Source organism: Sphingomonas sp. SP4 (assembly GCF_058313375.1).
Map to the genome: position 1 here is coordinate 1,698,558 of NZ_JBZFLE010000001.1, position 20,744 is coordinate 1,719,301.

Below are 20,744 nucleotides of genomic sequence, written 5' to 3' on the forward strand. Positions count from 1 at the left end.
GTGACGGCTTCCCAGCCTTCAGAAAATTGGGGTTCTCACACCCCCATGATGCGCTGCGCCGTCGTGTGCCACCAGGGCTTGTCCCAGGCAGCGACGACCAGCAGCGCGGCCGGCACGTAGATCGCCAGCCAGATCAGATACGCCTCGTGCACCCGCCGGTTGCGGATGACGTCCCACAACAACATCGGCGCGATCGCCAGCAGCACATAGGCGTCGGTCGCCCACGGGCTTGCCGGCATGCTCGACGGCAGCCACCACATCCGGTCGATCGCTGCGCCCAGCGGCACTGCGGTCGCCAGGATCACCATCCTCTTGTGCAGCCCGACATTCTCCTTGCGGGCGCGCAATGCGATCGTGATGAACGTCGCGAACAATAATCCCGCGCTGATCTGCAGCAGCAGGATGTTCTCGACGATCGGAACAACCGGCGTAAGCGCGGCACGAGCCTGCGGCGGTCCGAAATGCGCCCCGCCCCACACCTGATGATACATGGTCGGCGCCAGGATGAACCCGACCACGACCAAGGCCGGCACGAGCACGAAGGCCGCGATCCCGACCTTCTTGTGCAAGGCGCACCGGCCCGTCGCCACCATCACCGTCTGCGCCAGCAGCAACAGCAGGAACGATGCCATCAGCACCGCGTGAAGGTGCATGACCAGCGGGAACGGCGGCCTCACGCCGGCCTTCACCATCCCGACCTTCATCATCGAATCGGGAATGAATCCCACGAGCACGATCGCGATGAACCACACCGCCATCGCGACGAAGATCCACCGGTCGATCGCATGAGCCCGCGGCGTCCCGGAAAGCACGTCCGGCCGCCGTTCCTTGATTGAAAACGTGTCTGCTACAGTCGCCATGATGCCCCCCGGCTTTCAAGTCGTGCCGGACGCGTATCACAAGCGACGGTCCGGTGGCACCCAGTTCATGAGATCACTGCAGCGGCGACGCTCCCATGGCGATGACCATTCGCGCCTGCACATTCCCCTCGGATTCGACGCGCACCTCCGCGCCGAAAAAGCTTGCGCCGCCTTCCTTGCACAATTCGTCGGTTCCGATCCGCAGCGCCCCCATCAAGCCATGGACGCGGGCGCTTTCGAAGCTGGCCATTTCAACCTCTTCACAGGCGTTGAAGTCGCTGTTCACGACGTGAATCCGGTATTTGGGCATGCACCTCAAGTGATCGGTGTCTCCTATTCGTTCCTCATCCTGATCCACATCAGAGCCGCCGCACCCGCGGCACCCCGCTTCGCGTCTCGCTCAACACCGTCATCGCCCACACCATCGCGTCCGCCCGGTCCGGCGACCTGCCCGGCCCTTCATACCCTCCCCCGGCGGTCATCCCGCCAAGCTCCGCCTCCAGTTCCGGAAACTCGCCGGCGAAGAACGCGCGTCCAGCCTCGAACTTCAGCGCGACCGGCTCGGCCCGCGCGCATTTGCCCTTCGACGCATGCACCAGCCGCACCCTAAGCCCCAGGTCCGCCGCCTTGAGCACGCTCTCGACCATCGCCCCGCCATTGTTCGCTTCCGCCACCACCAGGCTCGTGTCCCAACGCGCAGCCGCAGCCGCGACGCGATTGGCCCAGCCCTCGGGCGAGAGCCCCCGGACCGTCGCATCCTCGAGCACGTAGAGCGCTCCGTCTGCCGAGCCCGCGACCACGATGCCGCAAGCGTCCGACCCCTCGCCCACGCCCGCCGGCGGATCGACGCCCACGTAAATGCGGTCAAACCGCTCGGACCGCTCCGCGCGCGACCGCTCGATCACCTCACGCGGCCACAGCGCGCCCTCGACGTCGTGCAGCATCTCGCCGTCCAGCTCCTGCCGCCCGAGCCGGGTGCCGCCGTAAGTCGCCGTCATCGCCTCGATGAACTTTTCGTCCAGATTGATATTGTCGCTCGTCCGCCCGCGCGTGGTGACCGTCCGCGGATCCGCTTCGATCATCTTCAGCAGCTCGATCGGACGCGGCGTCGTCGTCACCAGCGCCCGCGGCCGCGTTCCTCGCCGAAGCCCCATCTGCAAATTCATCCACGCCCCTTCCGCCTGCCGCCATTTCGCCAGCTCATCGCACCAGGCGAAGTCGTGCTCCGGCCCGCGCAGCCCATCGGCATTGTCGCCCGAAAACAGCATCGCCTCGCTTCCGTTCGGCCAGCGCAGCCGCCCCAGGCTCGGCTCCCAGCTCAACCGCCGCCCATAGTTGCGCGCAACGCTCAGCAGTCCGCTCACGCCCTCGACCATGATGCTCCGCGCATCGCCGATATTCGCCCCGACCAGGGCGATCCGCACCCCGGGTCGGGCACTCGCCAGCGCGTAGATCCACTCGGCCCCCGCACGCGTCTTCCCGAACCCGCGCCCGGCCATCATCAGCCACACGCGCCATGCGTCGCCATTCGGCGGAAGCTGGTTCTCGTGCGCCCATAGTTCGAACCAGACGTCGAGCGCCGCGAGGTCGAGCGGCGTCATCGCGTTGATGATCCGCCAGAACTCCTCTTCGCTCGCGTTCCGCAGCCGCTCGATCAGCGGCTCGGCGCGATGAAGCAGCGTCATGCGTTTGGGTCTGCCGGCTCAGCGTCGCGCGTCTTCAACCGCTGGAATTTCTTGAACAGCCGCTCGCGCAGCTCCTCGATCTGCTCCGGCTGGAACTCAGTCGAGGCGTCGACCGCCGTATCCCGATGCATCTTCAGCAGCGTCAGGCCGAGCTGGTTCGAATATTCCAGCATCCGCTCTTCGTTGCCGTCCTTGCGCTTGATGACCTTTTCGGTCCCGTTGAACGCGCGATCGAGCAGCACCAGCTCCAGCCGCTGGTAAGCGACCGAAATCGCCTCCAGCCAGCCGGTGCGAAACGCCGCATTCTCCCTACGGCGCTTATAAGCCCCGTTGATCGAGACCCCTGCCTCTTCCGCTGCCCTGGTGACGTTGCAGGTCTCGGCGAGCACCGTGAGGAAGCTGCGCTCCTTCTCGACCGTCCAGTCGCGCGCCTGCCCCTTGCGCATCTGCGGCCTCTTTCCGCCAACCAGGTTCAACTTCCCCGCCACGCCCCGCTCCCAAACGAAATCGGGCGGCCGCCCCGAGGAGCGCCGCCCGAATCACAATTCTTCACTGTGCCTACCGTGTACCCAAACAGCGTGACGCTGTCAAGATATATTTCACCTATTTGGTAATTTCGCTGAGTACGGAAGCGTGCTAACGACGGTATGTGCTTCCGATCTACCTGTTCATTGCCGCCTTCGTCGTGATTGCCGCCGCACAAATCATTCACGGCTTCAAGACTGGATTGGTCCTAGTGTCTTGGAGGAAAGTCGGTCGCGACCAAGACCCGCTCAACTTCTGGCTAGCCATGGGCGGAGCTGCCATGGTGATAGTGGTTGCGGTCTTCATGCTCATTGATCTTGCATGAGGCGGAGGCCGCAAGATCCACACCGACCAAATTTAGCGTCACAAGTTCAACTCAGCTCAACTCATCCAACCCCGGCATGATCGACCTGAGCAGCCGCCTGGCCTCCGCATTCTCGTCCGGGTCGCGAATGCTTTGAAGCGCGTTGCAGAAGAGGCCGATCGCTTCGTCATGCGTCAGCACTTTCTTGGCGACCAGCGCTTCCACCGTACGAACGCCGACCGCGACGCCAAGCAGCGCCGCCGTGCTCGTGTTGATCTTGCTCAATCTGAAATTCCAGCACGCAACGATTCGGCGTCGCGGAAGCTAACTGCTGTTATGAACGGCCGCTAGAGTGGTCGCAGCGGAGCCCCAAATAAGTTTTGAATTTGAGTCTTTTAAACCCAAAGTTAATTGGTTAAGCGACCTTCGCCGGTTTCCCACTTTTCCGCCGGCATACGCATGGGGCTCGCCCTTTCGGGGGCATTCGAAGGGCGGGTCCTTTCCCGAGAAATCAACCAGCCTCCGAGCGCGGTCGTGCAGCGCGGATCAACTCGGACAGAGCGGGCACTTCACTGCGATTGCAGCCGCAACGGTCGCCGCAGCAAACAGAAATATTGCGATCTTTATTCTCATGGGTCGCCCTCCACAGAAACAGCAGTATCCGCCTCGGCCGCGGGAGAGTCCAGCATTGCTCGGGCGGGAAACGGCCCGGCGACTTTGCCCCTGGTCGCCGGGCCGTTTGGGCATTCCGTCAGCACCGGGGGGAAGGGAGGAGGCACGGACGGAACAACCGAGTCGTAAACGGCAGATGAATCACGCGCGCTAACCCAAATTGTTGAATGGAACTAAATCCCGGGATCGCCCTCGCCGCAAAGCAAAGTTGATCCACATCAGCCCTCGTGCGCTGCAACAAGCCTATGTTTCAGCTGAGCCGCACCCCGGTGACTCGACTAAGGCATCTCGGGTGCACTCCGGCCCGGCGCTGGACACACCTTTGCCGGGCCGTCAGCTCTCAGCCGTAGGAACCTCGACTCCGGGCGGGCGTTACACCCTCGCACGCGAGCACCCCCTGAGCGTGCGGCAAGTTGAGGGCGGCCCGTACCGAGAATACGAGCCGCCCTATTTGCGTCGTCGAGCGACGCGAGCTGAGCAACCGTGGAAGTCTAACCAGGGCTACTCCAGCAAAATGTGAACCCGCTGCGGGGATTGGGGAGGGTCGAAGCGGGCTCGACTCGGACTCATACAGCCCGCCAAGGCATTGCGAATTGGGGTTATTACCGTGGGAACCTGACAACCTCGATCAGGTTAGCGCTAACGGCCCGGACGCCGGGGCGACCGGACGCCGGGCCGGAAACACGCTCCACCGCTGTCGAGAGGGAAGCGAGTCTCGGCGCTTTGTGTAGCGTGCAATCGTTACAGCGCCAGTCCGATTTCAGGCGGCTTGTCGCAAACTGCTATGACGGCGACGAGACCGGCGGAGCGAAATCCCCACTCCAGCGAAGCCGAACAGCAACATCGCCCAGGTCGCGGGTTCGGGCACGGCCGCGGCGGCCGTTTGGTCGAGCCGGATCTGTCGAACGTCGCCGATGCCGGCGCTCGTCGTGAACGCAACGTTGGCGATGCTTTCGCCGTCGATGCCGATGAAGCCGAAGAAATTGGATCCTGTCCCGAGCGCGAGATCGTCGAAGTTGAACGTCTGCCCTTCGTTGTCGGTCAGGATGAAGCTGACCGTGCCGGTGGTTCCGCCGCCGTTGAACAGGTTGAATTCCAGATTGTTGAACGTGCCGCCGCCGTCGAGGCCGAAGCTCAGCGTCTGCAGCAGCAAGGTGTCGTTGGGATTGTTCGTGCTGGTGTCGAGATCGCCTTCGATCCGCGCCTGACCACCATTAGCAGTGATGATATTGGCGCCGCCGACGGTCGTGCCCGTGAAATTGACGATCGTTCCGCTTTGCGTCGAACCCTGGACCATGGTTCCGGTTTGGCTGCCGTTGTTGAACAGCACGTTCGCGCCCTGAATGCTGCTTGCATCAACCAGCTCGATCGTTGCCGAGGCGGGAACTGCAGTGACGAACGCGATTGTCGCCGCGGGAACCATGAGGGCACGCATAAGCAACTCCTGACAAGTACGGCGACAACAGGACGCCGGAACCTGCGCGAACGGACGTTAACCATGTCCGTTCCCGCCCCCATTAGCTTTTGCGCGGCTGTGCTTTATCAGCACCGACGAGACGACGCGCAGGAGAGATGAGTCACCATGAGGGCACATTACATCGTCGATTCATCCGCGACGTTGCTCGGCGTGGCGCTGCTGATCGTCACCGTGGTCCATGTCAGCGGAAAGTCGGCGAGCACGCCGGCTGACGAGCTTTCCTTCGGTGCAGCGCTAGCCTTCCTCGTCGGCTGCGGCTTGTCGCACCATGCGATCAGCAGGACCGACGATCGGTTCGAACGCCACGCCGACAAGGCCTTCGTTCTCGGCCTTGCGCTGCTCCTTTCCGGGGCTCTCAGTTTCTGGTTCTGAAACAGATGTTTCAAATTTTCCTATAGAAAACAAACGGAAAGCTGTTAGGCTTAGACCGAAATCGATCACAGCAGGGGGGTGTTGTGAGACTTGAGAACGGCCGGCCGGAGGCTGGCGCCGAGCAATTTCCGTCGCTGACGACACTCATCCTCGACGCGCATCAGGATGAACGGAAGCGCATTGCGCGCGACCTGCACGACTCCACCGCACAGCTCATCGTCGCGCTGCGGCTCAATCTCGCAAACCTTGAATCCCTGGCGCCGCCCGAGGCCATGGAGCTGATCGCCGAGCAACAGGAGATCGTCGACACCCTGTTGAAGGAAATCCGCACCTTCTCCTTCCTCGGACATCCTCCGGCGCTCGAAGGCCGCAGCCTCTCAGAAGCGCTGCGACTGTTCATCGCCGGATACGAAGCGCGAACCGGCCTCAGGTTCGAAACCGACATCGTTGTTGCTGACGACCTGGCAGAAGAGCTTCAATGCTGCATCTACCGTATCGTCCAGGAAGCGCTGGCTAACGTCCACCGGCACGCCAACGCCACCCGCGTGTCGGTTCACATCTCCGCGAACAAGGAGCGCGTGCTGCTCTCGATCCGCGACGACGGCCGGAACGAGACGCTCAATTCGTGGGACAGCGGCGTCGGCCTCGACGGCATGATTGAGCGCGCCGAGGAGCTCGGCGGAACGCTGAAGCTCCATCGCCACGCCGACGGTACGATGCTGATGGCGACTCTTCCTCTCGCTTGCGGACAGCGCTGAACCCGGCTTCTACTTCCGCCGGATGATCGAGGTCCCCACCAATCCGGCCGCGCATTACGCCTTCGACGCCCTGGCCTGGATTTCCGCCGCACTCGCGGCGTGGTGGCAGCAGCGCCGATGGCCCGAGGACTCGCTCCGCCTCTCAGGCATCACCACGCCCAGCTATTTCGTCAGCCTCGCCGTCGGCGGCGTCCTCGGCGCCTGGCTGTTCGGCTCCGCCAACTCCCTGCGCGGTCCCATCGTCGCACCATCGCACAGCATCGCGGGCGCCCTTGCCGGGGCGATCGTTGCGGTCGAGCTGTGGAAGCGCCTCCACGGCGTTCGCCAATCCACCGGCGGCGCGTTCGTCCTCCCGATCTGCGTCGGCATCGTCATCGGCCGCTTCGGCTGCTTCTTCGCTGGACTGCCCGATTACACCTACGGCATTCCGTCGAACGTCCCGTGGGCAGTCGACCTCGGTGACGGCATCGGTCGCCATCCCGTCCAGCTCTACGAGGCGCTGGCGATGGCGGCGTTCCTGGCCGTCTATCTCCGCGCCCGCTTCACCGGCGCGCCCTGGGCCCGCGACCATGCTTTCCAGGCGATGATAATCTATTATGCTGCCCAGCGCTTCGCGTGGGAGTTCCTGAAGCCGTACGCAGCGGTGCTCGGTCCGCTGAATCTGTTCCACTTCCTGATGCTGGGGCTGATTGCATATGGACTTATCTGGTGGCGCCGTAGCCGCTTCGGACAACTCGGGTCCGCCTGAGCCGCACCACCCCCAGCGCAAGGCCGCGCACTATCTCTTCCACAGCCAGACGACGAGCCTGTGCGAGAAATGCCTCGAGCCCGTCCCGGCCAAGATCATCATCGAGGATGCCAAGGTCTTCTACCTAAAGCGCTGCCGCGACCACGGCGTGCAGAAGACGCTGATCAGCGACGATCTCGATTATTGGCAGCAGCAGAAGCTCTGGCTGAAGCCCGGCGATCGCCCGCTGACCACGCAGACCCGCACCGAAGCGGGCTGCCCCTTCGATTGCGGCCTCTGCCCCGATCATGAGCAGCACAGCTGCCTCGCGATCATCGAGATCAACGAGGCCTGCAATCTCGCCTGTCCCGTCTGCTTCGCCAACGCGACCGACATTCACGGCGCGCACCGCCCGCTCGCGGAAATCGAGCGCATGCTCGACGCCCTCGTCGCAAGTGAAGGCGAGCCCGACCTGGTGCAGCTCTCCGGCGGCGAACCAACGATCCATCCCAACTTCTTCGAGATCCTCGACGCGGTGAAGCGGCGCCCGGTGCGCCACGTGATGATCAACACCAACGGCGTCCGCATCGCCCAGGACCGGGCCTTCGTCGAACGCCTCGCCAGCTACGCGCCGCAGCTCGAAGTCTATCTCCAGTTCGACTCCATGAACGACGATGCGCTCATGGATCTGCGCGGCGCCAGGCTCAGCCGCATCCGCCGCGAGGCGCTCGAAGCCCTCGAAGCCGTCAACCTCTCGACCACCCTCGTCGCCGTCGTGAAACGCGGGGTCAACGATCACGAAGTCGCGGACATCGTCCGTCACGCGCTCACCTGGAAGTGCGTCCGCGGCGTCACCTTCCAGCCGGTGCAGGACGCCGGCCGCAACGAACATTTCGACGCCAACGAGAACCGCGTCCTGCTCACCCAAATCCGCCGCGAAGTCGGCAAGTCCGGCGTCTTCTCGACCGACGACATGATCCCCTTGCCCTGCAACCCGGATCAGATCTCGATCGGCTATGCGCTTCGCGACGGGCAGCAGGTCACCCCGCTCACCAATCTCCTTCCGCCGGAGGTCATCCTCAGCGGCCCGAACACCATCAGCTACGAAGCCTATCCGGAGCTGCGCACGAAGATCCTCGACCTGCTCTCGCTCGCGACCGCACAGGCGAACACGGAGGAAAAGCTCGCCGGACTGCTCTGCTGCCTGCCGCACGCCATGGTGCCGGAGGAGCTCAGCTACGCCAACAGCTTCCGCGTCGTGATCCTGCAGTTCCTCGATCGCTACAATTTCGATCTCGGCACCGTGAAGCGCAGCTGCGTGCACTTCGTGACGCCGGATGGGCAGATCATTCCGTTCGACACCTACAACACATTCTACCGAGCGGGCGCGGAGGGTGCGGGCGTCCTGGCTCGCCATCGGGAAACAGGGGGGAGACCGGCCGCATGAAGATGCTTTTCGGGGGGATATTGCTGGCGGTCGGAATCCTGATCGCCGGCGTCAGCGGACTCTGCACGCTCTACGGACTGGCGATGTCGTTCACGGAGCCGAGCAGCATGCTCAGCATGGTGCCGATGGTGCTCATGTTCGGCGTGCCGCCGCTGGCGGTCGGGATCGGCCTCATCTTCGGCGGCCGCCGCCTCATCCGCCAGGCCCGCTCGGAGGATGGAGAGCTGGACGTCTGATCACCTGTCGAGCGTGTCCTTGAAGATCTGCCCGTTCTTCATGATGACCAGGAAATTCTTCCCCGGGTTCGCGATCAGGTTGATGTCCTGCAGCGGATTGCCGTCGACCAGCAGCAGGTCGGCATAAGCGCCCGGCTGAACCACACCGAGTGCCCCCGGATAGGGATTGCGCGGACCCGACAGGCGCAGCAGCTCGGCGTTGGTGGACGTCGCCATGATCAGCGCCTCGGCCGGGGTGTACCAGCGCGTCAGCGATGCCAGGATGGCGCCCTGCTTCGTCGCTAGCGCCCGCGAGAAAAGAACGTCGGTCCCCCACGCAGTCTTGATGTGATACTTCCGCGCTAGACGGTAGGCGTTGTCGATGCCGGGCCAGACCTCGTCGGCCTTTTCGCGCTGCACCGAACCTACCGGCAGACCGGTCCGCATCTCGTCAGGCAAGGGCTGCAAACTCAGCCAGATTCCCTTGGACGCGATCAGCTTCGCGTCGTCTTCGTTCATCAGGAAGCCGTGCTCGATGCACTTGGCGCCGGCTGCGATCGCGATCCGGATCGCGGCCGACGTGAAGGCATGCACGGTCACATAGGTGTTCCAGTTGCTCGCCGCCTCGACCGCAGCATGAAGCTCGGGCTCGGTGAAGGTGACCACGTCAATCGGACTGAACGGCGACGACACCCCGCCCCCGCCGGTCAGCTTGATCTGCGATGCGCCCTGCATCAGCTGCTCGCGGACGCGCACCCGCACCTCGTCTGGGCTATCAGCGACCGCGAATCCCCCAATCTCCTCGCCACGGTTCAGCGGACCGCCGATCTGACGCGGCAAGTCGCCGATCGTGCGGAAATCGCCGTGGCCGCTGGTCACCGTGATCATCGCGCCCGACGGATAGATGCGCGGACCTTCGGCGAATCCCTCGTCGATTGCCCGCTTCAGGCCGAACACCGGCCCGCCGACATCGCGAACCGTCGTGAAGCCGCGCAGCAGAGTATCCCTGGCCTCGTCGGCTGCAACAAGGTTGGCGTAGCCGACGTCGCCCGTCAGCATCTCCGCTGGCGACAGCACCAGCAGCATCGCGTGCCAATGCGCATCGATTAGGCCGGGCATCAGCGTCCGCCCGCCCCCGTCGATCACCTTCGTGCCAGGCTCGGGCGCAATCGCACCCGGCGAAATCCGCTCGATCAGATTGCCGCGCACCAACACGCTCGAAGGCGGGGAAAGCGTCGCGCTCTTCCCATCGAAGATTCGCACATTCTGGAAGAGCGTGGCCCCCGATTGCGCGGCAGCCGGCGCGGTCAGGACAAGGCAGAGCAGCAGGAACCGAACGATGCATCTCATAGCGCTGCTCCTGCGATTGTCGCGCATCGCCCTATTGAGGCAGAAAGCAGCCTGACATCGGGATAGACCCCATGAGGACCGCATGGAAAAGCTGGACCTGAAGAAGAGCAGGAAGGAGCTGTTCAGCGCTCCGATCAATCGCTTCGTGACGGTGGATGTGCCGTCACTGAGCTACCTGATGGTCGACGGTCACGGCGACCCGAACACCGCGCCTGCATACAAGCACGCTGTCGAGGCACTTTTCGCCACCGCCTACACCATCAAGTTCGCGTGCAAGGCGAACGGCCACGACTTCGTGGTGCCGCCGCTCGAAGGTCTTTGGTCAGCGCCTGATCCGGAAAGCTTCACCGCCCGACGCAAGGACGAGTGGAACTGGACCATGATGATCATGATGCCCGACTTCGTCGACCAAGCCGCCTTCAAGGTCGCGACCTCGAAGGTGTTGGAGAAGGTCGGCGCTGTCCCCAAGAGCCTGCGTCTCGACAAGCTGGACGAAGGCTTGTCCCTGCAGGCTTTGCACATCGGCAGCTACGATGACGAAGGGCCTTTGCTGGCCGAACTGCACAACGAGGTGATGCCGAACGGCGGCTACAGCTTCGCGGGGCCGCATCACGAAATCTATCTTGGCGATCCGCGCAAGACTGCGCCGGAGAAGCTGAAGACGATCCTGCGTCAGCCCGTGCGCCCCGCCTAAGGTTGTTTCAAGAGCGCAAGGACGGAAACCGTCGCTGACGATTGGCGTTTTTGGCGATTATGCCGCGTTTTTACTTCCACTTGTACAATGACGAGACCGCGCTGGATCCCGAGGGCGAAGAAATGCCGGATGCAGCGGCGGCGATGGACAGTGCGGAATGCATGGCCCGGGACATGGCCGCCCAGAGCGTCCGCGATGGCCGCCTTACGCTGAGCCATCGCATCGAGGTCACCGACTCCGACCAGGAAATCGTCGGCGTCGTGCATTTCGGTGACGTCGTTGAGGTCCTGGGGTCGGCTGAGACCCGCTAGAACCGCGCTCTATTCCGCCGCGTATACTCTGATAATGAAGTCGCGTGAGCGACGGGCGGAAAAGCATCTTGATCGTTGGCGGCGGAACCGCGGGCTGGCTGTCCGCGGCCTACCTCGCCAAGTCGCTCGGCCTTAGCGACAACCCGCACCTCAGCATCACGTTGCTGGAATCGCCCGACATCGGGATCATCGGCGTCGGTGAAGGCACGTTCCCGACGATCCGCGACACATTGCGTTTTCTCGAGATCGACGAGCGCAAGTTCATCCGGGATTCCTCCGCGACCTTCAAACAAGGCATTCTCTTCGCTGACTGGCTCCGCGCGCCGACACCGGAGAAAAAGCACCGCTTCTTCCACCCGTTCGAAGCGCCCTTCTACTCGGAGGAAACCAGTCTAGTCCCCTACTGGCTGCTGCAGGACGAGAAGTCCCGTCCATCGTTTGCCGAAGCGGTGACGATCCAGAACCGTGTCGCCGGCGCGCGGCGCGGTCCCAAACGTCCCGGCGAGCCGGACTTCGACGGTCCGCTCAACTACGCCTACCACATCGACGCCCACAGCCTCGCACGCCTGCTTGCCGAACGCGCGGAGGAACTTGGCGTCGTCCATCTTCAGGGCGAGCTGGATCACGCGGAGCTCGACGCGACCGGCGCCATCGGCAAGCTGATCCTCAAGGACGGCAGCGAACTCACCGCAGACCTCTATGTCGATTGCAGCGGCTTCCGCGCCGAGCTGATTGGCCGTGCGTTGGGCAGCCCATTCCACTCCGTCCGCGACCGCCTGTTCGCCAATCGCGCCGCCGTATGCCGCGTGCCTTATGCCGAGCCCGACGCGCCCATCGAAAGCTACACCCTCGCAACCGCGCACGGCGCCGGCTGGACCTGGGACATCGGCCTCGCGGGCGGCCGCGGCATCGGCTGCGTCTACTCCGGCGATCATATGGACGACGATCGCGCGGTCGAAACGTTACGCGACTATGTCGGCCCGTCCTTCAACGCCGACGCCGTCCGTATCCTCGGCTTCGAGACCGGCTATCGCGAGAAGCAATGGGTTAAGAATTGCGTCGCCGTCGGGCTGTCGGCCGGCTTCCTCGAACCGCTCGAAGCGACCGGTCTCGTCCTGATTGAGGCCGCGGTCGGCATGATCGCCGAGCTGTTCCCCCACTACGGCCCGATCGACGCCCCCTCCCGCCGCTTCAACCAGCTGATGACGGCGCGGTTCGAGAACATCGTGAAGTTCCTGAAGCTCCACTACTGCCTGTCGCAGCGCGACGAGCCCTTCTGGCGCGAGAACACCGATCCGGCGACGATCCCGGAGGAGTTGCAGGACCTCCTCGCTCAGTGGCGCTACCGCCCGCCGGGCCGCTTCGACTTCATCCTCGACGTCGAAAGCTTCGCCTTCTTCAACTACCAGTACATTCTCTACGGCATGGAATATCCGACCGACCTGTCAGCCGGTCGATCCGACTTCCCGAAGGTCGCAGCGGCCCAACGCCTGTTCGAGCGCATCCGCGCATTCGGCGAAAAGGCCGCGCGCGACCTGCCCTCGCACCGCGAGCTTGTTTCGGAGCTTTCGGCAGCCGCCTGATCAGGCGCGGACGAACAGGCTCTTGAGCCAGATCGGTGCACTCTGCGAAGCGCGTCTCCAGTCGAGTTCGTCAGCATCGGGCGCATAGCTCCAAGGGTTGAGCGTCTTCACCTTGCCCGTTTTGAAGTTCGCCGGTTCGCGCGTCGCGATGGTCAGTCCATGCTCCACCGCCGTAGCGGCCAGCAGCCCGTCGCGAAGGTCCGAGTAAGCCAGCTGCGACCAACGCTTTACCACCGCATCGTCGACGGCAATCACGCGCCCTTCGAAGGCAGGCCGCAGCTTCGTGTCGATCCAGCTCCGGATCGCCGCAGCCGCCGGCTTATCCCTGCGCTCGAGCGACTTCGCCCCGCTCTCGAACTCCATCATCGTGATGGCCGACACGAACAAGGTCCCCGGCATCTGCTCCGCGACCCATTCGAAGAGCGCCTCATCCGGGCGGGCCGTGTCCTGACCCCGCAACGCCCAGACCACGTCCGTGTCGAGCAGATGCATGGCTAAGTCCTCCGCACCCACGGACTCGTCGCCCGCCAGTCGGGATCGGCGGCAATCGGTTCCTCCGAGCGGAGGAGATCGGCGATCGTGTCCGACTTGCCGACGAGATGGCGATACGCATCGATGCTCAGGAGCACGTGCGTGGGCCGCCCGCGGTCGGTGACAAAGATCGGCTCATACTGCGCGAGTCGCTTCGCCTGGCTCACGTCCTGGTTGAATTCGCGGCTGCTGAAGCTCTTCAAACGTGTCTCCCGATTGAACCTACGTTGCTACATTATAAGTGCTTCCATGTAGGTACGTTACTACTTCGTAGCGCACCTGCAACAGAATTCGCATTCGGCCGGGAAATCGCCTTCGCGGCTCTCACTTCAGCATTGTGCGGTCCGATTTCTTCCGCCCACCTGTCGGCATCCGTCAGGCTCGGGGAGGGGAAATCCAGTGCCGGATCTATTGAATGAATCGCTCAAGGTGCTGAGCGACATCCTCGGGGCGCACGGCCCCGCAGTGAATGCGGCGAAGAGCTTCTCGCCGGGCGACTACAGCATCCATTTCTTCCTGCAGCTCGCGATCATCATCGCCGCCTGCCGGGTCGTCGGATGGCTCGGCCAGAAATGCCTCGGCCAGCCGCAGGTCGTCGGCGAGATGATCGCCGGCGTGATCCTCGGCCCGTCGCTCTTCGGCCTGGTCCTGCCCGACCTTCAGGGCGCGATCTTTCCCAAGGAGACGAAGAACGTCCTCTACGCCGGCGCGCAGCTCGGTGTCGGCTTGTACATGTTCATCGTGGGCCTGACGCTCCAGCTCGACCACTTCAAGACCAAGGCGCGCAGCGCCGCGAGCGTGTCGGCGGCCGGCATCCTCACCCCATTCGCGCTGGCAATCCTGATCACGCCATTCCTGCTGACGGTCCCCGGCCTCTTTGCGCCCGGCATCAGCCAGTTCAACGCAACCCTGTTCATGGGCGCTTGCATCGCGCTGACCGCCTTCCCGATGCTCGCGCGGATCATCAATGAGCGCGGCCTTTCGAACTCATCGCTGGGCACGTTGTCGCTGACCGCCGGCGCGTTCGATGACGCCGCATCATGGTGCGTGCTCGCCATCGTTCTGGCCACCTTCGGCGCAGGTCCGGGTGTTGCGGTCGTCGCGATCGTGGGGGGCGTCAGCTACGCCGCCTTCATGCTGATCTTCGGCCGCCGCCTGCTGGCGCCGCTCGGCCGCATGGTCGAGGAAAAGGGCGAGATGAGCATGACGATCCTGGGCGTCACGCTGATGCTCTTCTGCCTCTCCGCCTTCCTGATGGACGCGATCGGCATCCACGCGGTGTTCGGCGGCTTCCTGCTCGGCGCCGTGATGCCGCGCGGCCTGTTCGTCGCGGAGCTGAAGAAGAAGCTCGAGCCGATGACGGTCATCCTGCTCCTGCCGATGTTCTTCACCTTCTCCGGTCTCAACACCCGGCTCGACATGGTGAACTCGCCCTCTCTGCTGCTCATCGCGCTCGGCATCCTCGCGGTCTCGATCCTCGCCAAGTTCGGCGCCTGCTGGGCGGCGGCTCGGCTGTCGGGTGAGGACAATCGCACCGCGCTCGGCATCGGCGCGTTGATGAACTCGCGCGGCCTGATGGAGCTGATCATCATCAACATCGGCCTGCAGAAGGGCGTCATCGGACCGACCCTCTTCTCGATGATGGTGCTGATGGCGATCGTCACGACGATGATGGCCAGCCCGCTGTTCGAGATCGTCTACGGCCGCAAGGCGCGCCAGTCAGGCGAGCTCGGAAAACTCGAAGGCAGCATGGTGGCCGACGCCGCCTAGCCCTTCCGGCCGCCCGTCCCCCTCCCTCTCACGCGGGACGGGCGGCCCCTTTTTTGTCGCAGGATCGATCCGGTTGCAGATGGCTGCGATAGTACGCGGTCATAAAGCGGTCATAAAAAAGAGGCGGCCGTTAGGCCGCCTCTCATGTATCACTTGGTTCGCTTAGGTCAGGCGAACTGAGGAACCGTCGCCTTCTTCCGGCGCATCGCGAAACCCACAACACCGAAACCAAGAAGCATCATGCCCCAGGTCGCCGGCTCCGGAACCGGATTAGGATTAAACGTTGCGTGACCAGTGTAGCCCGCGTTACCCTGAAGATTGGCAACATTATAGACGAGCTGAATTGTGTTCCATGCCCCGGCGGTGATTGGAACACCCACTGCTGTCCACTGATCGGTATAATCGGTGTTTTGCGTGTGCGTTGCCAGCACGCCGTTGACCAACACCGCGTAGAAATCCAGATCGGTGGGCGAGCTGAGGATGGCCGTCGACGTCGTCACGTCACCACTTCCCACCCCACTTTCTCCGAGGATGAAGGAGTAGGTATCAACCCAATAGCCGGCTGGTGAAAAATTGCCGTTCGTCAGCAGCTGCCCGCCCGGTGCGGCCCCAGTATAAGGGATGCCATTGTGCGTGAAGTCCGCCGAGATGTCCCCGAAGCCAACAGGAGGCGGGTCGCTCGTGAAGAAAAAGGCATATTCGCCCACGCCGGGAGTACCGACAATTTGGTTAGGCAGAAGGCTAACACCCTGCGCGAGGGCCGTCGTCGAGAAGGCGAGGCTGGCAGCTGCTGCCAAGGCTGCGTGTAACAACCGCATATCAAATACTCCCTGTTGCCCGTTATCGATTCGTTAACCCATTAGCGTAAACAATGGTGCGTTTCAACGAATTGATGATTAATTGTGTGCCGTTATGAGACTCAGCAGTTCGTACTCCCCCCATTAAAGCGAAGGAACTTGGTCGGATGGCCCTGGGAATCGCCCAACGGTCATGGGTCGCTGAACATTTCGATGATAAGATGGAACTCGAAGGGGGTCAGGAGGTCGCCATGTCCCGTCCCCGATTCGCGTTCGCTGCAATTCTGTCCCTGAGCCTGGTCGCACCGGCCGCCGCGCAGGAACCCGCTGCCCAGGTGATTCAACTGCGCAACTATGCCTTTGCGCCGGCTCCCATCCGACTCGCCGCGGGGAAGCCGGTGACGCTCACCTTGCAGAACGTGGCCAACAGCGGACACGACTTCACGGCCAGGGAATTCTTCGCGGCTTCCCGCATCACTGCAGGCGCCGCGCCGGAGGGCGAGGTCGAGCTCAAGGGTCATGAGACCAAGACGATCACGCTCGTTCCCGCGGCCGGCACCTACAACGTGCATTGCAGCCACTTCATGCACTCCTCGATGGGAATGCACACCCAAATCATAGTCAGCTGAAGGCTGCCGAAACAGCCGTCAGTGCTCGCTCAGACGACGTGTTCCTGATGACCGTAGACGATGATCGTCATATAGCCCTGCTTCGGCGCAGCCGCCGCGCCCGTTGTCGCGCTTGCGTGGAATTTCTCGGCGGAGGCTTCCTTGCAGCCGTAGCCGGGCTGCACCTCTCCCGACGTCGAGACCACTTCGCAATTCTCGACCGTGCCCTTGGAGCCGATGGCAAGCGCCATCACCTGCTGCCCGAGCAGCATGTCACCCGCGGGCGGCTCGACGTTGCCCTGTGCGCCGGGCGTGAAGCGGCGCTCAAAGGTGATGCGCGTATACTGGTCCTTGCTGCCCTTGCTCGACAGCTTGTCCTGCGCACCTGCGCTCGCTTCCACGTCGCAGCTCTTGGCCGCGCCCGGCGTCAGGCTGGATTCGAATTTGCACGACTGGGGCTGGCCGTCGCCGCCGATGGTGACCGTCACCCGTTCCCACCACGCATTGGTGGAGCTGAGCGACGAAACGTCGGCCGTTGCTGCGGCTGCAAGGGATGCGGCGGAAGTCAGGCTGAGAGCTGCAAGTGCGCGGAACACGTTCCACTCCTTCGTGCCCGCCGCTCCAGCGACCCAATTGTCGCCGCCACCTAACTCGCCAAACGCCGGAGTCGGATTTTGGTCGCAGGGCTTCAGAATATTCTTATGGGCTTGGTGATGAGCCCCGGAACTTCTTGCCGGGTGCGGCCAAGTCCGTAATGAATGGCGCAATGAGCAAGCCTCCAGCCCGGACACTCGAAACGCTCGGACTATGAACTCGATGAATTTCGCCGATCTGTTACGATGGGGATGCGTCTTGCTCCTCGTCGGCATTGGCATCTGGTTCGCGCGGGCGGTGGGCCACTTCGCCAAAGACAGTCCGCGCCGGCCATTGCTCGCGATATTGCTCCTGGTGTCCTTGGCCACGGGCGTCGCTACGCTGATCAGTGTCGCAACGAGTCCAGCGATCCCAATAACGCGGACTCTCGCGTCGGCGATTTTGGCCATCCTCGCTGCCGCGATCTTTCACGCCGCTCTGCGGGCCACGCGGCAAAAAACACTTTCGCTCGCCTTCTCGAGGGCGGTCCCTCCGAAGCTCGTGCAATCGGGGCCCTACCGCTTCGTTAGGCACCCGCTCTACACGGCTTACGTCATCTTCTGGTGTGCCTGTGCGCTGCTGTCGGCGAGCTGGATTGTAGCCGGCTTAGTGGCTGTGCTGATTGTGCTCTACGGCACGGCAGCGCGGATGGAAGAGCGGGATATCATGCAGTCGGAGCTCGCGTCCGACTACAAGGCGTACCGGAGCAGAACCGGGATGCTGCTCCCAAGGTTCGGGCGGAACTGACACGCTTGCGTTGAAGCGGCTCCGCGGCCGGATGGCCAACCCGATGGCCTCGGGTTTATTTCCGCGTCCTCAAGTCAAATTGACGAGCAAGACGAACAACAAGAAGAGAACGGCCAAGGCTCCAGTCAGGCGCTCAAAGGGAAGTGGTGCAGCCTGGGATCGCGGGGTTTTCAGGACGCCGCCGTCGCTTCGACGCCGCATCTCGTCGCGACGAATTCTCGCTAAGCGCTCGTCACCCCAGCTTCCGGGCGTCCCGTAAAGCATGGGGACATCGTTGAGCAGATCTTTCTCCAGTTCTGCCCCTTCTTCACGGCGTCTGTTGAGGCTTGCCGCGAACTGCTCGGCATTTGTCGGGTCATCCCAACTGCCCGCTCCGTCCCTCGCCCTCGGGCCATCATTTTCCACGAGGCATACTCTGAGCTGACTGGCTCCTCATCTGCGCCAAATAGCTCGTTGTTTGCTAAGGCAACGCTAATGTCCGCAATGGGTGGAAAGCGGACATAAGAAATGCGGCCGCAATCTGCGACCGCATTCCTCCTAGAGCCAGACGGACTAAGCTTGCGCCAGAATAAAGTTCTTGCGTCTGCGCCTAACAGAGAAGCCGATTGCGCCAAAGCCGACCAGCATCATCGCCCAGGTGGCCGGTTCGGGAACAGCGGGGTCGAGGTCCGACTGCGCCATAACCGTCAGCCTAGGGTTCCCGAGCGCATCACGGGCGCCCGGCATGTTGGCCGGAAGCGGGATCGTTTGAAGGCCGCCCGTCTCCGGCCCAGTCCCGTAAATCACGCCGGTGACCTTGATAGTGGTGGGGTCGGACGCGAAGGTCACAAACAGGCTGGTGGGACGGTTTGGGAAGGTGTTCGAGAACGTGATCTGGTCGCTGATGGAGCCGTCCGGATCTAGGAGGTTGAACGTAAAAGTGAACAGGGCCGGCGCATCCGCGTAGAAGTTGATCAGCTCTACGTTCCCGATAGTTCCTCCGCTGGCGACGAAGAAAGCTGGATCTATCCCAGTCACCCCTGGGATGGGAATGACTTCCCTACTCTCCGCACCCTCGGTGAAGGTGATGGTGGGACCAGCCCTCGCTGGAGAGGCCAGCGCCAGTCCACCGACGAACGATGCAAGCACGATGTGACGGATTTTCATGTGGCACCCCCAGACAGCAAACGACCGGTAAGACGCCTATGATTTACCGCTTAAGCTCATACACTTAGCTAAACGGAAATTCAACAATTATGGGCCGACGCGGTTGACGGGTAGAGTTGCGCTAGGGATTGGAAAGGGGTCGCCAAGGTGAACCAAGGCGACCCCACCCTAGGGGTGAATCAGGACCCTAAGGCGCCGGAAAAGTAAGGCCCACGACAGTCGTTGTTAATAGCGTCAGCTTTGCTGTGCCGAATCCGAACGGAGGCTGGATGGCTAGTCGCTACCCAGCAACCCTGGCGGCGGCGAAGATCATTAGGCAGGCTGATCGTCTATGGAAACTAACGTCCGTTTTGGGTCGAAAGCGGACATTCCTGGGCGCTACGCTGGATACGCGATCCCCCAATAGAAATGGGGGCCGGCATTGCTGCCAGCCCCCACTGCGCCGAGCGAAGGATCTGCCGGTGTTCGGTCTACCTGGTCCCCGCTCCCGTGAAGGTTTGGTTCCCCGCTTCTCGATCCTGGCTCACCAGCTCAGGCGTCGCTTTCCATCGCACTGCTCTCTCCGAAGAGAAGCCCTGACTTCTACCGGACTGCGCCTCCCGAAGGTTCGCTTGTCTTTCGATGTCCGGCCTGTTCGTTTGGCCTGACCCCGAGTTCCTGATCTTTCGATCCGAAGTCCCGAAACCGGTCGCCCGATCAAAACCGTCCGATGTTCCGCGGCCCTTCTTGGGGAAACATCTCTTGCGTCCCGCTTTGCTCACCAAATCCCACAAGGAGATCCGGGAGCCGCGTCGCGCTAGAGGGCATTTCCTCTTCCGGCGCCTCTTCCCGGCTGGCCCGAGTCGAACCCGAAAGTTCTTCCCATTCCTGCCGGCGGAGATCGGTTCTTCTATCCCTTCCTCGCCCTTGTTACCGTTGCCGGTCTTTCCGGGGAGACTGGGACTTCCGCCCCGATCACCTGATCAACATGCACCCCTCGACCGAGTCGCAAAAGCAAAATTTTTGGTAATTAGGCTGTGGATAACGGGGATATCGGGAACAACAGTTGGAACTTCCGGGATTCCCCCGGTAGGCGGCCCGATTCGACTCGGCTGCTATCCCGGATAACGGTCGAACGCGGGGATTTCAGCGAGCCGATTCACATATCCGAGTCGCTCGGCTGTTTGCACTTGGGCCTTTGGCGGCAGCGAATCCGGATCGTCCAGCGTCCCCGTCTGCACATCGATCAATCCCGGGAAGATGGCCTCGTTCGTATAGAACAGGCTGGTCCCGCACTGCGGGCAGAAATGCCGCCGCCCATGCTCCGACGACGCATATTCGCGCGTTTCGCCTTCGACCTTCATCCCGTCCCTGTCGACCAAGGCCCAGGACACGAATGGAGCACCCGCGTGGCGTCGGCAGTCAGAGCAATGGCAGATCGCCTGATGCTTGGTGTCGCTCGACATCTCGTAGCGCACGGCGCCGCAATGGCATTGACCTTTGGGCATCTCTGGTCTCCCTTTGTTCTCATGACGGTCAATGCCACAACAGCC

Annotated in this window: 25 protein-coding genes; 12 read left to right on the top strand and 13 right to left on the bottom strand. The window is 62.8% G+C overall.

The features are described 5' to 3' along the window. Nucleotides 1-35 precede the first annotated feature (35 nt). The 4 genes from AC4GYV_RS08720 to AC4GYV_RS08735 form a co-directional block, all read right to left on the bottom strand. Nucleotides 36-860 (bottom strand): hypothetical protein, encoded by an 825-nt coding sequence (locus AC4GYV_RS08720; protein ID WP_491100259.1) that lies wholly within the window; start codon nt 858-860, stop codon nt 36-38. A gap of 73 nt (nt 861-933) precedes the next feature. Beyond that, entirely contained in the window at nt 934-1,170 is a 237-nt protein-coding gene (locus tag AC4GYV_RS08725) for a hypothetical protein (protein WP_491100260.1), read from the bottom strand. Nucleotides 1,171-1,219: 49 nt separating this feature from the next. Next, nucleotides 1,220-2,545: a DNA-packaging protein gene (locus AC4GYV_RS08730; protein ID WP_491100261.1), complete on the bottom strand. Its 1,326-nt coding sequence runs from the start codon at nt 2,543-2,545 to the stop codon at nt 1,220-1,222. Then, a complete protein-coding gene (locus AC4GYV_RS08735; RefSeq protein ID WP_491100262.1) occupies nt 2,542-3,033 on the bottom strand; it encodes a hypothetical protein in 492 nt (163 codons plus the stop codon). The genes AC4GYV_RS08730 and AC4GYV_RS08735 overlap by 4 nt, the downstream gene beginning before the upstream one ends. A 161-nt stretch (nt 3,034-3,194) precedes the next feature. Between AC4GYV_RS08735 and AC4GYV_RS08740 the strand changes: the two genes are divergently transcribed. Next, nucleotides 3,195-3,395: a hypothetical protein gene (locus AC4GYV_RS08740; RefSeq protein WP_491100263.1), complete on the top strand. Its 201-nt coding sequence runs from the start codon at nt 3,195-3,197 to the stop codon at nt 3,393-3,395. Nucleotides 3,396-3,446: 51 nt separating this feature from the next. Here AC4GYV_RS08740 and AC4GYV_RS08745 read toward each other — a convergent pair whose 3' ends face one another. Both AC4GYV_RS08745 and AC4GYV_RS08750 read right to left on the bottom strand, forming a co-directional pair. Further along, nucleotides 3,447-3,659 carry a hypothetical protein gene (locus tag AC4GYV_RS08745; RefSeq protein ID WP_491100264.1) on the bottom strand — a complete coding sequence of 71 codons (213 nt, stop codon included), beginning with the start codon at nt 3,657-3,659 and terminating at the stop codon, nt 3,447-3,449. Between the two features lie 1,147 nt (nt 3,660-4,806). Then, nucleotides 4,807-5,481 (bottom strand): PEPxxWA-CTERM sorting domain-containing protein, encoded by a 675-nt coding sequence (locus AC4GYV_RS08750; RefSeq protein WP_491100265.1) that lies wholly within the window; start codon nt 5,479-5,481, stop codon nt 4,807-4,809. Nucleotides 5,482-5,628: 147 nt separating this feature from the next. Here AC4GYV_RS08750 and AC4GYV_RS08755 point away from each other — a divergent pair, with 147 nt between their 5' ends. The 5 genes from AC4GYV_RS08755 to AC4GYV_RS08775 all read left to right on the top strand — a co-directional run bounded on the left by AC4GYV_RS08755 (nt 5,629) and on the right by AC4GYV_RS08775 (nt 9,063). After that, nucleotides 5,629-5,895: a hypothetical protein gene (locus AC4GYV_RS08755; protein WP_491100266.1), complete on the top strand. Its 267-nt coding sequence runs from the start codon at nt 5,629-5,631 to the stop codon at nt 5,893-5,895. A gap of 83 nt (nt 5,896-5,978) precedes the next feature. Continuing rightward, nucleotides 5,979-6,653: a sensor histidine kinase gene (locus AC4GYV_RS08760; protein ID WP_491100267.1), complete on the top strand. Its 675-nt coding sequence runs from the start codon at nt 5,979-5,981 to the stop codon at nt 6,651-6,653. Nucleotides 6,654-6,675: 22 nt separating this feature from the next. Further along, nucleotides 6,676-7,401, top strand: coding sequence for a prolipoprotein diacylglyceryl transferase (locus tag AC4GYV_RS08765; RefSeq protein WP_491100268.1), 726 nt, complete (start codon nt 6,676-6,678; stop codon nt 7,399-7,401). Then, on the top strand, nt 7,349-8,827 hold the full coding sequence (locus tag AC4GYV_RS08770; protein WP_491100269.1) for a radical SAM protein: 1,479 nt from the start codon (nt 7,349-7,351) through the stop codon (nt 8,825-8,827). The genes AC4GYV_RS08765 and AC4GYV_RS08770 overlap by 53 nt, the downstream gene beginning before the upstream one ends. Then, complete coding sequence (locus AC4GYV_RS08775; RefSeq protein ID WP_491100270.1) at nt 8,824-9,063, top strand: hypothetical protein; 240 nt, start codon at nt 8,824-8,826, stop codon at nt 9,061-9,063. Before AC4GYV_RS08770 ends, AC4GYV_RS08775 begins: the two co-directional genes overlap by 4 nt. Here AC4GYV_RS08775 and AC4GYV_RS08780 read toward each other — a convergent pair whose 3' ends face one another. Beyond that, a complete protein-coding gene (locus AC4GYV_RS08780; RefSeq protein WP_491100271.1) occupies nt 9,064-10,392 on the bottom strand; it encodes a metal-dependent hydrolase family protein in 1,329 nt (442 codons plus the stop codon). It abuts the gene before it with no gap. An 82-nt stretch (nt 10,393-10,474) separates the two neighbouring features. On the opposite strand from AC4GYV_RS08780, the gene AC4GYV_RS08785 reads away from it, so the two are divergent. Genes AC4GYV_RS08785 through AC4GYV_RS08795 form a run of 3 tightly spaced genes read left to right on the top strand, consistent with a single transcriptional unit; the run spans nt 10,475 to nt 12,980 of the window. Further along, a complete protein-coding gene (locus AC4GYV_RS08785) occupies nt 10,475-11,086 on the top strand; it encodes a GyrI-like domain-containing protein (RefSeq protein WP_491100272.1) in 612 nt (203 codons plus the stop codon). 59 nt (nt 11,087-11,145) lie between these two features. Further along, nucleotides 11,146-11,397, top strand: coding sequence for a DUF6894 family protein (locus AC4GYV_RS08790; RefSeq protein ID WP_491100273.1), 252 nt, complete (start codon nt 11,146-11,148; stop codon nt 11,395-11,397). 44 nt (nt 11,398-11,441) lie between these two features. Next, entirely contained in the window at nt 11,442-12,980 is a 1,539-nt protein-coding gene (locus AC4GYV_RS08795; protein WP_491100274.1) for a tryptophan halogenase family protein, read from the top strand. Here AC4GYV_RS08795 and AC4GYV_RS08800 read toward each other — a convergent pair whose 3' ends face one another. Further along, the gene (locus AC4GYV_RS08800) at nt 12,981-13,472 is read right to left on the bottom strand and encodes a PIN domain-containing protein (RefSeq protein ID WP_491100275.1); all 492 of its coding nucleotides are present in this window, start codon (nt 13,470-13,472) and stop codon (nt 12,981-12,983) included. A 2-nt stretch (nt 13,473-13,474) separates the two neighbouring features. After that, the gene (locus AC4GYV_RS08805; RefSeq protein WP_491100276.1) at nt 13,475-13,714 is read right to left on the bottom strand and encodes a type II toxin-antitoxin system Phd/YefM family antitoxin; all 240 of its coding nucleotides are present in this window, start codon (nt 13,712-13,714) and stop codon (nt 13,475-13,477) included. Between the two features lie 196 nt (nt 13,715-13,910). Between AC4GYV_RS08805 and AC4GYV_RS08810 the strand changes: the two genes are divergently transcribed. Continuing rightward, nucleotides 13,911-15,281, top strand: coding sequence for a cation:proton antiporter (locus AC4GYV_RS08810; RefSeq protein ID WP_491100277.1), 1,371 nt, complete (start codon nt 13,911-13,913; stop codon nt 15,279-15,281). A 167-nt stretch (nt 15,282-15,448) separates the two neighbouring features. Here the strand turns inward: AC4GYV_RS08810 and AC4GYV_RS08815 are convergent, their stop codons facing one another. Beyond that, nucleotides 15,449-16,099, bottom strand: a complete 651-nt coding sequence (locus AC4GYV_RS08815) for an FxDxF family PEP-CTERM protein (protein ID WP_491100278.1) — start codon at nt 16,097-16,099, stop codon at nt 15,449-15,451. A 230-nt stretch (nt 16,100-16,329) separates the two neighbouring features. Between AC4GYV_RS08815 and AC4GYV_RS08820 the strand changes: the two genes are divergently transcribed. Further along, on the top strand, nt 16,330-16,707 hold the full coding sequence (locus AC4GYV_RS08820; RefSeq protein WP_491100279.1) for a cupredoxin domain-containing protein: 378 nt from the start codon (nt 16,330-16,332) through the stop codon (nt 16,705-16,707). A gap of 29 nt (nt 16,708-16,736) precedes the next feature. On the opposite strand, the gene AC4GYV_RS08825 is transcribed toward AC4GYV_RS08820, so the two are convergent. Beyond that, nucleotides 16,737-17,282 carry a hypothetical protein gene (locus AC4GYV_RS08825; protein WP_491100280.1) on the bottom strand — a complete coding sequence of 182 codons (546 nt, stop codon included), beginning with the start codon at nt 17,280-17,282 and terminating at the stop codon, nt 16,737-16,739. Nucleotides 17,283-17,502: 220 nt separating this feature from the next. Between AC4GYV_RS08825 and AC4GYV_RS08830 the strand changes: the two genes are divergently transcribed. Then, entirely contained in the window at nt 17,503-18,066 is a 564-nt protein-coding gene (locus tag AC4GYV_RS08830; protein ID WP_491100281.1) for a methyltransferase family protein, read from the top strand. A 552-nt stretch (nt 18,067-18,618) separates the two neighbouring features. Here AC4GYV_RS08830 and AC4GYV_RS08835 read toward each other — a convergent pair. Then, nucleotides 18,619-19,212 carry a PEPxxWA-CTERM sorting domain-containing protein gene (locus tag AC4GYV_RS08835; protein WP_491100282.1) on the bottom strand — a complete coding sequence of 198 codons (594 nt, stop codon included), beginning with the start codon at nt 19,210-19,212 and terminating at the stop codon, nt 18,619-18,621. Nucleotides 19,213-20,306: 1,094 nt separating this feature from the next. Beyond that, nucleotides 20,307-20,699, bottom strand: coding sequence for a GFA family protein (locus AC4GYV_RS08840; protein WP_491100283.1), 393 nt, complete (start codon nt 20,697-20,699; stop codon nt 20,307-20,309). Nucleotides 20,700-20,744 lie beyond the last annotated feature (45 nt).

What these genes read in the sequence shown, in the direction of transcription:
- AC4GYV_RS08725 (WP_491100260.1), bottom strand. Translation starts at nt 1,170, where the DNA reads ATGCCCAAATACCGGATTCACGTCGTGAACAGCGACTTCAACGCCTGT.
- AC4GYV_RS08770 (WP_491100269.1), top strand. Translation starts at nt 7,349, where the DNA reads ATGGACTTATCTGGTGGCGCCGTAGCCGCTTCGGACAACTCGGGTCCG.
- AC4GYV_RS08720 (WP_491100259.1), bottom strand. Translation starts at nt 860, where the DNA reads ATGGCGACTGTAGCAGACACGTTTTCAATCAAGGAACGGCGGCCGGAC.
- AC4GYV_RS08835 (WP_491100282.1), bottom strand. Translation starts at nt 19,212, where the DNA reads ATGAAAATCCGTCACATCGTGCTTGCATCGTTCGTCGGTGGACTGGCG.
- AC4GYV_RS08790 (WP_491100273.1), top strand. Translation starts at nt 11,146, where the DNA reads ATGCCGCGTTTTTACTTCCACTTGTACAATGACGAGACCGCGCTGGAT.
- AC4GYV_RS08780 (WP_491100271.1), bottom strand. Translation starts at nt 10,392, where the DNA reads ATGAGATGCATCGTTCGGTTCCTGCTGCTCTGCCTTGTCCTGACCGCG.
- AC4GYV_RS08820 (WP_491100279.1), top strand. Translation starts at nt 16,330, where the DNA reads ATGTCCCGTCCCCGATTCGCGTTCGCTGCAATTCTGTCCCTGAGCCTG.
- AC4GYV_RS08765 (WP_491100268.1), top strand. Translation starts at nt 6,676, where the DNA reads ATGATCGAGGTCCCCACCAATCCGGCCGCGCATTACGCCTTCGACGCC.
- AC4GYV_RS08815 (WP_491100278.1), bottom strand. Translation starts at nt 16,099, where the DNA reads ATGCGGTTGTTACACGCAGCCTTGGCAGCAGCTGCCAGCCTCGCCTTC.
- AC4GYV_RS08800 (WP_491100275.1), bottom strand. Translation starts at nt 13,472, where the DNA reads ATGCATCTGCTCGACACGGACGTGGTCTGGGCGTTGCGGGGTCAGGAC.
- AC4GYV_RS08775 (WP_491100270.1), top strand. Translation starts at nt 8,824, where the DNA reads ATGAAGATGCTTTTCGGGGGGATATTGCTGGCGGTCGGAATCCTGATC.
- AC4GYV_RS08755 (WP_491100266.1), top strand. Translation starts at nt 5,629, where the DNA reads ATGAGGGCACATTACATCGTCGATTCATCCGCGACGTTGCTCGGCGTG.
- AC4GYV_RS08840 (WP_491100283.1), bottom strand. Translation starts at nt 20,699, where the DNA reads ATGCCCAAAGGTCAATGCCATTGCGGCGCCGTGCGCTACGAGATGTCG.
- AC4GYV_RS08830 (WP_491100281.1), top strand. Translation starts at nt 17,503, where the DNA reads ATGAATTTCGCCGATCTGTTACGATGGGGATGCGTCTTGCTCCTCGTC.
- AC4GYV_RS08730 (WP_491100261.1), bottom strand. Translation starts at nt 2,545, where the DNA reads ATGACGCTGCTTCATCGCGCCGAGCCGCTGATCGAGCGGCTGCGGAAC.
- AC4GYV_RS08785 (WP_491100272.1), top strand. Translation starts at nt 10,475, where the DNA reads ATGGAAAAGCTGGACCTGAAGAAGAGCAGGAAGGAGCTGTTCAGCGCT.
- AC4GYV_RS08750 (WP_491100265.1), bottom strand. Translation starts at nt 5,481, where the DNA reads ATGCGTGCCCTCATGGTTCCCGCGGCGACAATCGCGTTCGTCACTGCA.